This window comes from Actinoplanes sp. CA-131856 (assembly GCF_050956135.1).
Taxonomy (GTDB): Bacteria; Actinomycetota; Actinomycetes; order Mycobacteriales; family Micromonosporaceae; genus Actinoplanes.
Genome location: NZ_CP191849.1, coordinates 3,711,004 through 3,724,566 on the forward strand (window position 1 = coordinate 3,711,004; position 13,563 = coordinate 3,724,566).

The window sequence follows — 13,563 nt, forward strand, 5'->3', positions numbered from 1 at the left end:
GTCCGGTTACGTCTCGATGGTGAAAACAATTCCCGCTCTCACCGCCATCGGCCTCGGCACCCTGGCCGCGGCGCTGTCGCAGACCACCGTGCTGCCCGCCCTGCCCGAGCTCGCGACGGCCCTGCACACCGACCGGCAGAGCGTCACCTGGACGCTGACCGCCACCCTGATCGCGGCCGCCGTGTTCACCCCGATGATCGGACGGCTCGGCGACCTGTTCGGCCGGCGCCGCCTGCTGATCGCGGTCCTGGCCGTCTTCACCGCCGGCTCCGTGCTCAGCGCCGTCTCCGACCACCTCGGCCTCGTGCTGGCCGGCCGGGTGCTGCAGGGCGCCGGCGGTGGCATCATCCCGCTCGGCGTGGCCGTCGCCCGGTCCGCCTTCCCGGCCGAGCGCCGGGCCTCGTCCATCGGCGTCATCTCGGCCGTGTACGGCGTCGGCACCGGCCTGGGGCTGGTGCTCGGCGGTCTCGTGGTCGACCACGCCTCGTACCCCTGGATCTTCTGGATCACCGGCCTGATCGCCGCCGCCTCCGGTGTGGCCGTCGCCTTCCTGGTGCCGGAGACCGGCGGCACGGCGACCAGGGGGCGCCTCGACCTGGCCGGCGTGGCCCTGCTGGCGGTCGGGGTGACGCTGCCGCTGCTGGCGGTCAGCCGCGGCAACGCCTGGGGCTGGACGTCCGCCCGCACCCTGGTGCTGCTGGCCGCCGGTCTGATCGTGCTGGTCGTGTTCGGCCTGGTCGAGCGCCGTATCGCCCAGCCGCTGGTCGACCTCGGCCTGCTGCGCCGGCCGGCCGTGCTGATCACCAACGTCACCACGTTCCTGGTCGGCATCGGCATGTTCGGCGCGTTCGTGCTCGTGCCGCAGTTCGCCGAGGCGCCGGTCAGCACCGGTTACGGCTTCGGGGTGGACGCCACGCGGGCCGGCCTGCTGCTCGCGCCGGGCAGCCTGGCCATGATGGCCGGCGGCCCGATCGCGGCCCGGATGCACCGCCGCTACACCGGCCGGGTCACCCTGGCCGTCGCCGCCGGTGTGACGGCGCTCGGCTCGGTCCTGCTCGCCTTCTCCCACAGCACCCAGCTCCTGGTGCTGCTCTGGTCCTTCGTCGCCCTGATCGGCGTCGGCCTGGCCCTGGCCGTCATCCCCACCATGATCGTCGAGGAGGTCCCGGCCGACCGCGCGGCCGAGGCGGCCGGCGTCAACGCCCTCATCCGGTCGGTCGGCTCCTCGGTCGGCACCCAGGTGCTGGCCGGCATCCTCGCCGCCGGCACGGTGGCCGGCGCGCTGCCGCCGGTCGGCAACTTCACCGGCGCCTTCCTGTTCGGCGCCGCCGCGACAGTGGTCGCCATGGTGGCGGCCGTCCTCATCCCGCACACCCGGACCGCGGCGAAGCCGGTCCCCGCCTGACCAAGTGTGGCGACCGGTACAGGGAACCAGGGCAACACCCGGGTGCGCGGCGGGGTACCAGAGCGCGAGGGTGAGAGGACCACGAACAGGGGAGTAGCCATGTTTCATCTGCCGAAGGAAGGCAGCCTGCCGCTGCTCGACGGGGCGACCGGCTGGCTCAACACCGAGCCGCTGCGGCCGGAGGAGCTGCGCGGCAAGGTGGTTCTCGTCAACTTCTGGACCTTCACCTGCGTGAACTGGCTGCGGCAGCTGCCGTACGTCCGGGCCTGGCACGAGAAGTACGCCTCGCAGGGTCTCGTCGTCCTCGGCGTGCACACGCCCGAGTTCCGGTTCGAGCACGACGTCGAGGACGTCCGCCGGGAGATGCGCGCCGATCGCGTCGACTATCCGGTGGCCCTCGACAACGAGTACGGGGTGTGGCGGGCCTTCGACAACCACTACTGGCCGGCGCTGTACCTGGCCGACGCCGACGGCGAGATCCGGTTCCACCACTTCGGCGAGGGCGAGTACGAGCGTACGGAGAAAGCGATCCAGCGCCTGCTCCGCGAGGCCGGCGCCGAGCCCGGCCACGACCTGGTCGCCGTCGAGCCGCGACCGGTCGAGGAGGCGGCCGACTGGTCGACGCTGGAGTCGCAGGAGAACTACACCGGGTACGACCGCACCGAGCGCTTCGCCTCGCCCGACGGCTTGGTCCTCGGAAAGCCGCACCAGTACACGCTTCCGGACACGCTCGGGCTCAACGAGTGGTCCCTGGAAGGCGACTGGACGATGAACGAGCAGGCGACCGTGGCCAACGCCGCCGGAGCCCGCCTGCTCTACCGCTTCCACGCCCGTGACCTCAACATCGTCATGGGTGCGGCTTCGCCCGTACGCTTCCAGATCCTCATCGACGGCCAACCGCCGGCCGCCGCCGCGGGGCAGGACATCAGCGCCGACGGCTACGGCACGCTCGAGGACCGCCGGCTCTATCAGCTGCTCCGCCAGCCCGATCCGATCACCGACCACACCGCCGAGATCACCTTCCTCGATCCCGGCGCGGAGACCTACAGCCTCACGTTCGGCTGAGCCGTCAGAACTGGTACCAGCGGGACTCGGCGACCTGGGTGAAGCCGAGCCGCTGGTACAGCGGGAACCCGTCCGGGCTGGACTCCAGCGCGGCCGTGCGCAGGCCGCGCTCGGCGGCCGCGGCCAGCACCGCGGTCATCACGGCACCGCCGATGCCCCGGCGCCTGGAGTCCGAGCGGGTGGCCACGCAGAACACGCCGGCGACGCCGTGCCGGTCCGAGACCGCCGCCGTGGCCACGAGCTCACCGTCGAGGCGGGCGGCGTAACGCCACAGCGTGCCCGGCAGATCCTGACGCCGGGCCTCCATGCGCTTCGCGGCCGGGATGATCTCCTCCGGCCAGTCGAACTCGCGGGCGTACAACCGGGTCCACTCGTCGAGCTCGGCGGCCTCGGTCACGGTGGCGATCTCCAGCCCGGCCGGACCCTTGACCGGCACGACCTGGTGCGGCGCGATCGCCATCACCGGCACCGGGAAGGCCAGTTCGCCGCCCGCCGCCTCGACCTCGGCCGCCACGTGGTCCGGGCTGTCCGGGCCGGCGTGCCACAGCCAGGGCAGGCCGCCGAGGCGCTCGCGGACGCCGGGCAGGACATCGGCGACGTGGCCGGCGCGCATCCGGAGGACGCCGTTGAGGAAGGCGAACGGCACGCCCGTACGCAGCACGGCGGGCTCGCCGTCCACGGGCTCCTCGTTGCCCCAGCGCATCCAGAACTCGCGGAGGTTGGCGGCGACGGCCGCCAGATCGACGTCAGGCATGCCCCGATCGACGGCGCGAACCACCGCCGGTTCATCGACTGTGTTCCTCGCGACAACAGGGTAGGCTCCGCGCCATGTTCGGGTCGCAGGCGCTGGAGACGGCGATCGGGCTGGCGCTGGTCTTCTTCGTGCTGGCCTCGCTCGCGTCGGCCATTGTGGAGGGTGTCTCCCGGCTGCTGCGCAAGCGGGCCAAGGACCTAGAGGAGACCATCGGGCAGATGCTCAGCGGCAGCCGGTCGTTCGACGCTGCCGCGCAGAAGGCCCTCGACATGTTCCGCGGCACGGCCGTCTACCAGTCGGCGAACGTGGCGGCGGGCCGGGGCCGGCATTGGTTCCGTACGGAGCTGGGCCCGGCCTATCTGTCGGCCCGCTCGTTCGCCAACGCGGTCGACGAGATGACCGGCCAGGAGCCGCTCAACACCTGGCTGGCCGACCTCAAGGCCGACGGCCGCCAGCTCACCCTGGACGCCAAGGCGGCCGTCGAGAACTGGTACGACGAGACGATGGGCCGTCTCAGCGGCGCCTACAAGCGCTGGGTGACAGCGGTGCTGTTCGTGGTCGGCCTCGGCATCGCGGTCGCCGGCAACGTCTCGGCCTTCCACACCGCGCAGACCCTGTGGCAGCAGCCGGCCGTGCGCGAGGCCGCCCTGAACGCCGCCGAGCAGGCCGCCGCCAAGACCCCCTCGGCCGACGGCCTGGTCGACGTGAACGTCCAGACCGTGCAAGACCTGGCCGGCCTCGGCCTGCCCTTCGGCTGGGACCACGGCGCCCACTGGAGCAGCGTGGCCTGGACCACCTCCCACGTGGCAGGCTGGCTGGTGACGGCGTTGCTGCTGATGCTGGGCGCCCCGTTCTGGTTCGACCTGCTCTCCCGCCTGGTCTCGTTGCGCGCCACCGGCGCCAAGCCACCGGTCGCCGCCCAGGACCCGGCCGCCGCCACCACCCTGCGCACGGCGGCCGTCACCACCGCCGCCGCGGCCGCCGTGCTCACCGCGCCCGCGGAGCTGCGCCGTGAGATCGAGGAAGCAGAAGAAGCCGATCCCGCTCCGCCTCGGTGAGATCGGCGGTGGGTTAGGCGTTGGCGACGGCTGCGGGGCGGGCCGTTCGTGAGCGGCGGGCGGCGGTGATGGCGGTGACGAAGAGCAGCAGGGCGTTGGGGCCGTGCAGGGCGGCGACGCCGGGTGCGTGATGGCCGTACACCCCCAGCAGCACCTGAAGGATGACCAGGCCGAAGACGATGCCGGCCCACTTGACGCCGCCGGGGACGCGGGCGAAGAACGACACGATCAGCAGGGCCAGGGCGATGACCGGAATGAGGATCTCGCCGTTGAGCGCATGGATCGGGTAACCCACCGCCTCGGCGTACGGCGTGCTGTGGCTCTCCCGCTCGGCCTTGTCGAGCACGCCGCCGTCCTCGGTGACCCACTTGGTGAGGCCGAACAGCGCGCCCACGATGGCCAGCGCCTGCACTGCCACCTCGACGGCGACGGCCCAGGCCAGCACGCGGTAGACGAGTTTCATGAGAGGGGATTCCTTTCCAGGGTCGCCGGCGCCGGACGGCCGGACCACCCCTTGAGACGGAAGGGAATCGAGTTCGCTCAACGGTGTGACCTGAGGCCGTGCTCGCCGTCGCTCAGGCCTGAAGGGCCGGCCGGCGGCGCTGGCGCCAGGCCAGCAGAAGCGACTGGAGTACGAAGAACGTGCCACCCGCCGCGGTGTAGAGCACCAGCATGTCCAGGGTCGGCGCGTCCCCGGCGGCCACTGGCAGATAGGTCGCGCCCGCGATCACCGAGAACGACCCGGCCAGCAGCGACGGCCACTGCCACCCCAGCACGCGCCGCCGGCTCAGCGCCACGACGACCTGCGCCGCGCCGGCCAGAATCGCCCACAGCCCGAACACGAACAGGACGGCGCCGATGCCGCTGATAGCGGCCAGCCCGAGCCCGACAGCGGTGAGCGCGCTCAGACTCGTGTTGAAGACCTGAAGCCGCCGCGCGGACGAGCCACGCTCCTCCCGAACATCGGCCAGCGACGCCACCACATCGATCACCGGATAGAGCACCAGCAGCGCGACCGACACGGCCGTCAGATCGTGCTGGACCGTGGCGAACGCGGCCGACCAGGCAATGGCGATCAGGCCGCGGACCAGATAAATGCGGAACAGGGGAGACATGAACACTCCCACCTTTCTCGGCTCGAGGGGTACGACACCCACTCTCGGCCGTGGCGGCTCCGGACGAGCCAGGGTGCGCCCCTGGTCGTGGTCCAGGGAACCCTGGCGGGACAAGGCTAGGAGCCGGTGGGGAGGGCGTCGCTCAGTTCGCGGCGGCCGGTGATGCCCAGCTTGCCGAAGACCTTGTGCAGGTGCCACTCGACGGTGCGGGAGCTCAGGAACAGCTCGGCGCCGATCTCGGCGTTCGAGCGGCCGTCGCGGGCGCGGCGGGCGATCTCCTTTTCCTGCTGGGTCAGCGTGACGGGTGCGAAGTCTCGGCGGGCCGTGACGCTCTCGCCGGATCGCAGCAGCTCCCAGCGGGCCCGCTCGGTGAAGGCCTCGGCGCCGAACGACACGAACATCTCGTGGGCCGGGCGCAGCTGGTCGCGGGCGTCGGCGGCGCGGTCGTTGCCGTTGAGCCATTCGCCGTAGGCCAGGCGGGCTCGGGCGAGCAGCACCGCCGCGTGCGAGCGGCCCAGCTGGTCGACCGCCTCGCGGAAGAGCTCCTCGTCGCCTTTCAGGAGCGCTTTGGTGTACGCCTCGGCGCCGCGCCCCACGCCGTCGCGCTCGGGCCGGTCGTGCGGGTGAGCCGGTCGAGGGCCTGTTCCGCTTTCGTGCGCTCGCCGACCCGTACGGCCGCCTCGATCAGCTCGATCAGCGCCCAGTTGGCGAAGCCCGTCTCGGCGCACGCGACCTCGGCTGCCTCCAGGGCCTCGGCGTGCCGGCTCAATCCGTTGGCGAGGACGGCCCGGGCGTGGTGGATCAGGCTCAGGCCGCTGCCCTCACGCCGCCGCTCGGCGCCCTCGGCCGTCGCCCGGATCAGGGGCCTGGCGACCGCCTCGCGGCCCTGCCAGGCGGCCACGACCGCCGCCCCGTACTCGGGAAGGGTGTTGCCGGTGGCCTCGCTGATCACCTCGATCTCGGCGACCAGCGTGCCCGCCGCCTCGAAGCGGCCGCGGTGCAGATGGAGGCCGATGAGCTGGCTGACCGCGATCGGCAGGGCGCCGAGCGCGCCGGCCGCCCGGGCCACCTCGACGTATCGGGTGGCCAGGGCCGACCAGCTGTCGTCGTCCCAGACTTCGTGGGCCGCCGTGCAGGCCACGTACTGCCACCGGATCATGTCCTCCGGCGGCAATGCGCCGTCGCGGAAGACGCTCACCGCTCGCCGCACCAGCGGGACGCCGGTGTCGTAGCCGGCCGTGTGCAGGGTGGCCAGCCCTTCGAGCAGCAGCTCGGCCGGTCGCTGCTCCGGGCCCGCGGGCGGGACGTGCCGGGCCACCTCGGGCACCGAGGCCGGCCCGGCGAACCGGCCCGCGAAGTGCGCGGCCGCCAGCGCCTCGAGGTAGGTGTCGCGGGCCAGGGCGCCGTCCAGGCTCTCCAGCCGCCGCGCTGTCTCCAGCAGCAGGCACGGGGCGTCGGCGCCGCGGCCGGACGCGAACGCCATCTGCCCGCGCAGCAGCCCGATCCGGGCCGCGCGCAGCTCGTCCGGCGGTCCCGTCTCGGCGCGGGTCAGCAGCCCGGACGCCGCACCGGTCGCACCGGCCCGGGCGTGGGCGCCCGCGGCGGCCAGCTCCCGGTCGGCCCGGCGGGCCGGGTCGGCCGTCAGATCGGCCGCCTGTTCCAGGAACGCGGCCGCGGCCGACAGCCCGCCGCGGGCCTGGGCGCGACCGGCCGACGCCTCCAGCTGCGCGGCGACCTCGTCGTCGGTGCCCTCGGTGGCGCGGGCCCGATGCCAGGCGTGCCGGTCCGGGTCCACGGCCGGATCGGTCACCTCGGCCAGCGCCCGGTGCACCTCCCGGCGCTGGTCCGGCGTGGCCGACCGGTACAGCGCGGAGCGTACGAGCGTGTGCCGGAACAGCACGTGGACGCCGATGCTGACCAGCCCGGTGCGCTCGGCCTCGTGGGCGTCCGAGCGGTGCAGCCCCATCACCGCGGCGGCCCGCCAGCGCAGCACCGGATCGCCGACGGGGTCGGCCGCCGCGAGCAGCAGCAGCCGGCGGCTCGGGGCGGGCAGGTCCTCGACGCGGCGCAGGAAGCTGTCCTCGATGCGCCCCTCCAGCGCCGCCGGCAGGCCGTAGTCGCCGGCCAGCCTCTGCGGGTGCCGCCCGAGCGGAAGCTCCAGCAGCGCCAGGGGATTGCCGCGGGCCTCGGCCAGGATCGCCTCGCGGACCCGGCTGTCCAGCGGCCACGACTAGGCCCCGTCGAGCAGCCGGCCGGCATCGTCGCGGCCGAGCGGCGCCACCGTCAGCACCGGCAGCCCGCGCAGCTCGGCCGTCACCGTCCGCACCGCGAAGATCATCACCAGTGACTCGGCGCCGAGCCGCCGGGCCACGAAACCGAGCGTCCGCGCCGACGCCGCGTCCAGCCACTGCGCGTCGTCGACCACGCAGACCAGCGGTTGTTCCCGGGCCGCCTCGGAGAGCAGCGTGAGGGCGGCCCGCCCGACCAGGAACGGGTCGGGCGCCGCGCCGTCGGCGAGCCCGAAGGCGACCTCCAGGGCGGCGCGCTGCGGCTCCGGCAGCGCGCCGAGCAGGTCCAGCCGTGGCCGGCAGAGCTGATGCAGCGCCGCGAACGGCAGCTCCATCTCCGATTCGACACCGGCCACAGGCGCGATCCGCAGATCCGGGGCCGCCTCCGCCAGCTCGGCCAGCAACGCCGACTTGCCGACGCCGGCCGCGCCGGACACCACCAGGACCGCGCTGCCGCCGCCGCGGGCGGTCTCCAGCAGGCCGGTCAGTGCCGCCTGCTCCGGCGCGCGTCCCAATAACACGGGTACCAGCATAGATAGGTCACGAGAGGGTCAGCTCGTAGCGGCGGGAGCGGCGCTGGAGCCGGAAGCCGAGCTCCTCGTGGGCCGCGATCAGGTGGGAGTCGTCCTCGGCGGCGGCGGTCTCGATCTCGCGGATGTGCGGGTGGGCCAGGCGGAGCCGCTCGATCAGGGCAGCGTTGACCCACAGGCCGAGCCGCCGCCCGTGGTGCGGCCCGAGCACGGCCGGCCCGACCTGGCGGGCGCGGCCCCGGGGGAGGGGGCGGACGACCGCGAGGGCGTACGCCACCAGGCCGCCGTCCGCCTCGGCGGCGGTCAGGACCGTCGGCCCGCCGGTCCAGTGCCCCAGGGCGTATCCCGGATGCTCGGCGTCGATGAGCTCCCCCAGCCAGGCCTGATGCACGTCGCCATAGGTGAGAAGGGCATGACGGAGCGTTCCCGTACGGCGGAAGCCCTGTCGCCGGCAGAACGCCTCGGCTGGTGAGCCCGCGGCCACATCGGCCAGCAGGCGCCGCGCCCCGGCCTGCTCCCGAACGGCGTCCAGCAGCCGCGAGCCGATGCCGAGGCGCCGCCACGGCGGCTTCACGGAGATGCGCAGCTCGTCGACGCCGAGGACGGTACGGATCTCGGCCGCGCCGGCCACGATGCCGGGCGGGAGCACGGCCCGCCACCGGAGAGTGCCGGGATGCTCCCGCACGACGTCGACCGGGCTCGCGCGCATGGCCTCCACGATCGTCGCCGCGCGGCGGCCCGAACAACGCGAAAGATCGCACCGACCGATAAGTCTCGGGTTATCGGTCGCCGGGCCGTAGACTCCGCCGCGTGGAGTTGCGCGATGTCGAGATCTTCCTGACGCTGGCCGAGGAGCTCCACTTCGGGCGTACGGCCGAGCGCCTGCACGTGTCGCAGGCCCGGGTCAGCCAGTCGATCAAGCAGCAGGAACGCCGCATCGGCGGCGCGAGGTTCGAGCGGACCAGCCGCAGCGTCCGGCTGACCCCGCTCGGCGAACGGCTGCGCGACCGCCTCGCGGCCGGCTACCGCGAGATCATGGGTGGCCTCGAGGAGGCGACCGCGGCGGCGCGCGGCGAGAGCGGTGCGCTGAGCGTGGGCACGTACGACACCCACCACCAGGGCTTCCAGGCCGTCCTCGACCTGTTCCGGCAGCGTCATCCGCAGTGCGAGCTGCGCCTGCCCGAGGTCCTCCCGGCCGACCCGTTCCAGGGGCTGCGCAGCGGCCGGGTCGACGTGGCCGTGCTGTGGCTGCCCGTCCGCGAGCCCGACTTCGTCGTCGGGCCGGTGATGTTCACCGAGGCCCTCGTCCTGGCCGTCGCCTCCGATCACCCGCTGGCGGCGCGGGACGAGGCCGAGATGGAGGTCCTCGGCGACTACCCGGTGATCCGCCTGGACGGCCCCATCCCGGCCTACACGTGGCAGGCGCACACTCCCGCTGTGACCCCGTCGGGCCGCCCGGTGCTTCCCGGACCTTCCGTGACGACCCTGGCCGAGGCGCTCACGGCGATCGGCGCCGGAAGCGCCATCTCACCGGTCGGGTCGTTCTCGGCGGCTTCCCGCCGGCGCGACGACATCACCTTCCTCCCGCTCACCGACGGCCCGGTGCTGGAGTACGCGCCGGTGTGGCGCCGAGGCGGGGAGACGCCCCTGATCCGGGCGTTCCTGCGCGCGGCCACCGACGCGTGAGGCTCACCAGGGCTTCTTGTTGTAGTTGCAGCCCAGCGGATACCAGTCGGGTGAGCTCAGCTCGCTCCACTCCAGGCAGGCGGTGACGCCGGCGACGTGGGCCGGAGCGCTGAACACGTCGTTGATCTCGGTGGTGAGTTCCCCGGCGGCCGTGCAGTACCAGATGTGGGCGCTCCGGGCAGGTGCCGAGAACTTGCCTCGGCACGGGATGGGCACGTTGCCGCGAAGCGCCGGGCGGTGAGGTCGGAGGTTCGGGCTAGGTAGCGCCGATCACGCGCGGCTCCATTGACGGGAAACTATCAGCTTGTTGGCACAGTGCCAATATCCTTCCGGCCGCCCTCGCCGGACCGTCGCCGCTCAGCCCTCCGGCCGCCCGCAGAGGGGCCAGACAGTGTAGGGCAGGCCGGCACGAGATCCGCTGCCCGCGGTTGACGCCGTGGCCCAGGGTGCCTGGGCATGGGGAATTCAACTCGAGCCGAAGTGCTCAAACGAGCCCAGTTCTGGGTCGACCGCAAGTACACCTACTCGCTGAACGGCGACGCGCCGGACCCGCAGGGCAAGCGGTACCGGACGGACTGCTCCGGGCTGGTCAGCATGGCGTGGCGCCTTCCGGCCCAGCGAAACACGACGACGTTCTACAAGCCTGCCAACGACGTCATGCTGGTGAGCCTGCGTGACCTTCGGCCGGGCGATGCCTTCGTCCGCCCGAGGCCCCAGGACGAGCCGGAGTTCAAGGAGGGCGGCCACGTCGAGCTGTTCGTCCGCTGGGTCAACCCGAAGAAGCCAGAGGACGGCTGCTACGTCTACTCGTTCAACAACCCGGGCGAGACGGTCAACAACCCCACCACGAAGAGCAACCGCGGCAACCTGGGCAAACGCTCCTGGGGTTACATGAACCAGGAGTTCCGCGGCATCCGTTACAAGAAGATCGTCGAGGACGCGCCCAAGCCGCCGCCGCAGCCGCAGGCCCAGAAGCACATCCTGCGCGAGCCCGACGCCCGCGTCGCCATCGTCATCGGCGGCGCGCCGTTCCTGCTGACGTACGACGAATACAAGGCACTCGGCAGCCCGATGTACACCAGCGTCCCGGCCGGCACCTTCGCCTCGATGCCCGGCACGATCGCCGACGGCGCCGTGATCCGCCGCTACGACGACGGCGAGATCTCCATCGTGGCCGGCGGCGCCCGCTACCGCTTCACCCCGGCCGAGTGGGCCGCGATGAAGAACCCGGCCTTCGTCAACATTCCGCCCCGGCTGCTGTCCGTCATGGACTCGTCGCCGGTCGACGGCACGATCCTGCGCGACCACACCAACGGCGACATCTATCAGGTGACCGGCAACGCGAAGTACTACCTGACGGACGGCGGCTGGGACGATCTCGGCCGGCCCGGCTTCACCAATGTGCCGCCCGGTTTCATCGCCTGGGTCAAGGCGACCGTGCCGGTCGAGCCGACCTTCCTGCGCAACGTCAAGACCGCCGACATCCATCAGGTGGTCGGTGGTTTCGGCTACCACCTGACCCCGGAGGAGTACGACCTGTTGCACCGGCCCGCCTTCACCGATGTGCCCGTCGGCCGGCTCAACTCGCTGTCGGTCCGCCCGGCCGAGGGCACCCTGCTGCGGGACGTGACCGACGGTGCGGTCTGGCGGGTCGACGGCGTGGGCCGGACCCGGATCGACGTGGCCGCCCGCTTCGCGGGTGAGCGGGAAGGTCCCGCCACCGTCGACGTGCCGCCGGGCCTGCTAGCCAAGATCTGACAGGCCCTACGCCACCCGGGGGCCTCGGCCGACCAGCTGGCCCGGATCCTGCACTGGTTCGGCACCCACCTGTGAGCAGGCTCAGGTCAGCAGGCCGTGTTCGTGGGCGAAGACGACGATCTGGACGCGGTCGCGTAGGCCGAGTTTGCGGAGGATGGCGCCGACGTGGGTTTTGACCGTGGACTCGCCGGCGAAGATCTCGGCGGCGATCTCGGCGTTGGACAGGCCCCGGGCCACCGCACGGAAGACGGCCCGTTCCTTGTCGGTCAGCGACAGGTAGGCGTCGGGGACGGGGGAGCGGGCCGGGAACTGGCCCTCCAGGAGGGCGGAGAGGTCGCCGGGAGCCAGTACGGCGTTGCCGGCGTGCACGCTGCGGATGGCGTCGGCCAGCTGGGCCGGGGTGGTGTCCTTCAGCAGGAAGCCGCTGGCGCCGTAGCGGATGGCCGTGGCCGCCCGGTCGTCCAGGTTGAAGGTGGTGAGCACCAGGACCCGTACCGGATGGGCCTTGGGTGTGGCATAGATGAGCCGGGTCGCCTCCACGCCGTCCAGGCCGGGCATCCGCAGATCCATCAGCACCACATCGGGCTGCAATTGCTCGACCAGGTGTACGGCGTCGCGGCCGTCACCGGCTTCGCCGACCACGCGGATCCCGGGCTGCGCGTTGAGGATGACCACCACGCCGGCCCGGAACAGCTCCTGGTCGTCGACGACCACGACCTCGATGTCGTCGCTCACGGGGCCGGGACCGGGATCCGTGCGGTGGCCACGAAGACGTCCTCGCGGCGGCCGGTCTCCAGCGTGCCGCCGACCGCCGCGAGCCGCTCCCGCATGCCGTCCAGGCCGGAGCCCGAGCCGGGCGGCGAGTCGGCGCGGGTGGCGTTGCGCACCTCGATGACCAGAGCGTCCCCGGTCCACGACCGCTGCACGATGACCGCGCCGTCGGGCCGGCCGTGGCGGATCGCGTTGGTGAGCATCTCCTGCAACACCCGGTAGGCCGTCACCTTCCGCTCCTGGTTGAGTGGCCGCGGCGTGCCGTCCTGGCCCGCGACGACCTCGCGGCCGCGGTCGCGCAGGTTGCCGATGAGCCGGTCGATGTCGTCGGTGGTGTCCCGGGTCGTCGACAGCACCTCCTGCACGTCGCGCAGCGACGACCGGGCCGAGGTGGCGATCCCGGCCAGCAACGCCTTGAACGCGCCCGGATCGCCCTCCGGCAGATATTGCCCGGCCTCGGCCTGGGCCAGGATCACGGCCAGGGAGTGGCCGACGACGTCGTGCACGTCGCGGGCGAGCCGGGTCTGCGCGTCCCGGATCCGGGCCGTCTCCTCGGCTTCGGCCCGTTCCCGGGCGGCCTCGGCCAGGTCGGCGTGCGCCCGGTCGGCGATGCGCAACGCCAGCCCGGCCAGCCACGGCACGCCGATCAGCGCCGCCATCACGACCGAGACACCGATCCGCCACCCGATGCCCAGCTGATTCACGGTCGCGGCGATGAGATCGTACGAGGGAATGGGGAAGTTGATCCTGACCGCATTCGCCTGAATCAGGAGCACGGCGACGATCGCGGCGGCCGGGACCGACAGCGCGCTGGCCCGCAGCGTCACCGTCCCGCCCCAGCGGGCCGTGCCGAAAGCGACGGCCAGGACCGCGATCTGGGTCACGATGTACGGGCTGCCGGTCGCGGCCTGGCACAACGCGATCGCCCAGACCAGCGCGAGCGAGGCGGCCGGCGCCCGGCGCACCAGGCCGACGGCCAGCGCGGTGCCGAGGACCACCAGCCAGAACAGCAGCTTGCGGGTGGGCCCGAAATACGAGAGCCAGTCGTTCGAGGTGTATTCGAGCGCGCCGGCGAACAGCACGGCCATCGCCGCGCCGATGTCCGGCCACCACCACGCCCGATCCCGCACGGC

Annotated in this window: 15 protein-coding genes; 5 read left to right on the top strand and 10 right to left on the bottom strand. The window is 72.7% G+C overall.

What is annotated here, in order from left to right; all coding sequences use genetic code 11:
• Nucleotides 1-19 precede the first annotated feature (19 nt).
• A complete protein-coding gene (locus tag ACQP2X_RS17255; RefSeq protein ID WP_498698158.1) occupies nucleotides 20-1,405 on the top strand; it encodes an MFS transporter in 1,386 nt (461 codons plus the stop codon).
• Nucleotides 1,406-1,504: 99 nt separating this feature from the next.
• Nucleotides 1,505-2,470, top strand: coding sequence for a redoxin domain-containing protein (locus tag ACQP2X_RS17260; RefSeq protein WP_498698159.1), 966 nt, complete (start codon nucleotides 1,505-1,507; stop codon nucleotides 2,468-2,470).
• Between the two features lie 4 nt (nucleotides 2,471-2,474).
• Here ACQP2X_RS17260 and ACQP2X_RS17265 read toward each other — a convergent pair whose 3' ends face one another.
• The gene (locus ACQP2X_RS17265) at nucleotides 2,475-3,224 is read right to left on the bottom strand and encodes a GNAT family N-acetyltransferase (protein ID WP_498698162.1); all 750 of its coding nucleotides are present in this window, start codon (nucleotides 3,222-3,224) and stop codon (nucleotides 2,475-2,477) included.
• A 74-nt stretch (nucleotides 3,225-3,298) separates the two neighbouring features.
• Here ACQP2X_RS17265 and ACQP2X_RS17270 point away from each other — a divergent pair, with 74 nt between their 5' ends.
• Nucleotides 3,299-4,282, top strand: coding sequence for a hypothetical protein (locus tag ACQP2X_RS17270; protein ID WP_498698164.1), 984 nt, complete (start codon nucleotides 3,299-3,301; stop codon nucleotides 4,280-4,282).
• Between the two features lie 13 nt (nucleotides 4,283-4,295).
• Here ACQP2X_RS17270 and ACQP2X_RS17275 read toward each other — a convergent pair whose 3' ends face one another.
• From ACQP2X_RS17275 to ACQP2X_RS17300, 6 genes are all read right to left on the bottom strand, one after another.
• Entirely contained in the window at nucleotides 4,296-4,745 is a 450-nt protein-coding gene (locus ACQP2X_RS17275) for a hypothetical protein (RefSeq protein WP_498698166.1), read from the bottom strand.
• A 112-nt stretch (nucleotides 4,746-4,857) separates the two neighbouring features.
• Nucleotides 4,858-5,397, bottom strand: a complete 540-nt coding sequence (locus ACQP2X_RS17280; RefSeq protein ID WP_498698167.1) for a hypothetical protein — start codon at nucleotides 5,395-5,397, stop codon at nucleotides 4,858-4,860.
• Nucleotides 5,398-5,513: 116 nt separating this feature from the next.
• Complete coding sequence (locus ACQP2X_RS17285) at nucleotides 5,514-5,993, bottom strand: LuxR C-terminal-related transcriptional regulator (protein ID WP_498698169.1); 480 nt, start codon at nucleotides 5,991-5,993, stop codon at nucleotides 5,514-5,516.
• A complete protein-coding gene (locus ACQP2X_RS17290; protein ID WP_498698170.1) occupies nucleotides 5,954-7,390 on the bottom strand; it encodes an ATP-binding protein in 1,437 nt (478 codons plus the stop codon). Before ACQP2X_RS17290 ends, ACQP2X_RS17285 begins: the two co-directional genes overlap by 40 nt.
• Nucleotides 7,391-7,627: 237 nt before the next feature.
• Nucleotides 7,628-8,206, bottom strand: coding sequence for an AAA family ATPase (locus ACQP2X_RS17295; protein ID WP_498698171.1), 579 nt, complete (start codon nucleotides 8,204-8,206; stop codon nucleotides 7,628-7,630).
• A gap of 19 nt (nucleotides 8,207-8,225) precedes the next feature.
• Complete coding sequence (locus ACQP2X_RS17300; protein WP_498698173.1) at nucleotides 8,226-8,924, bottom strand: GNAT family N-acetyltransferase; 699 nt, start codon at nucleotides 8,922-8,924, stop codon at nucleotides 8,226-8,228.
• A gap of 101 nt (nucleotides 8,925-9,025) precedes the next feature.
• Here ACQP2X_RS17300 and ACQP2X_RS17305 point away from each other — a divergent pair, with 101 nt between their 5' ends.
• A complete protein-coding gene (locus ACQP2X_RS17305; RefSeq protein ID WP_498698174.1) occupies nucleotides 9,026-9,901 on the top strand; it encodes a LysR family transcriptional regulator in 876 nt (291 codons plus the stop codon).
• 3 nt (nucleotides 9,902-9,904) lie between these two features.
• On the opposite strand, the gene ACQP2X_RS17310 is transcribed toward ACQP2X_RS17305, so the two are convergent.
• Nucleotides 9,905-10,117, bottom strand: a complete 213-nt coding sequence (locus tag ACQP2X_RS17310; RefSeq protein WP_498698176.1) for a hypothetical protein — start codon at nucleotides 10,115-10,117, stop codon at nucleotides 9,905-9,907.
• Nucleotides 10,118-10,357: 240 nt separating this feature from the next.
• Here ACQP2X_RS17310 and ACQP2X_RS17315 point away from each other — a divergent pair, with 240 nt between their 5' ends.
• Entirely contained in the window at nucleotides 10,358-11,659 is a 1,302-nt protein-coding gene (locus ACQP2X_RS17315) for a hypothetical protein (protein ID WP_498698177.1), read from the top strand.
• An 81-nt stretch (nucleotides 11,660-11,740) separates the two neighbouring features.
• On the opposite strand, the gene ACQP2X_RS17320 is transcribed toward ACQP2X_RS17315, so the two are convergent.
• Together ACQP2X_RS17320 and ACQP2X_RS17325 are read right to left on the bottom strand one after the other, a co-directional pair.
• Nucleotides 11,741-12,394, bottom strand: a complete 654-nt coding sequence (locus ACQP2X_RS17320; RefSeq protein WP_498698178.1) for a response regulator — start codon at nucleotides 12,392-12,394, stop codon at nucleotides 11,741-11,743.
• Nucleotides 12,391-13,560, bottom strand: a complete 1,170-nt coding sequence (locus ACQP2X_RS17325; protein WP_498698180.1) for a sensor histidine kinase — start codon at nucleotides 13,558-13,560, stop codon at nucleotides 12,391-12,393. The genes ACQP2X_RS17320 and ACQP2X_RS17325 overlap by 4 nt, the downstream gene beginning before the upstream one ends.
• Nucleotides 13,561-13,563: the final 3 nt, after the last annotated feature.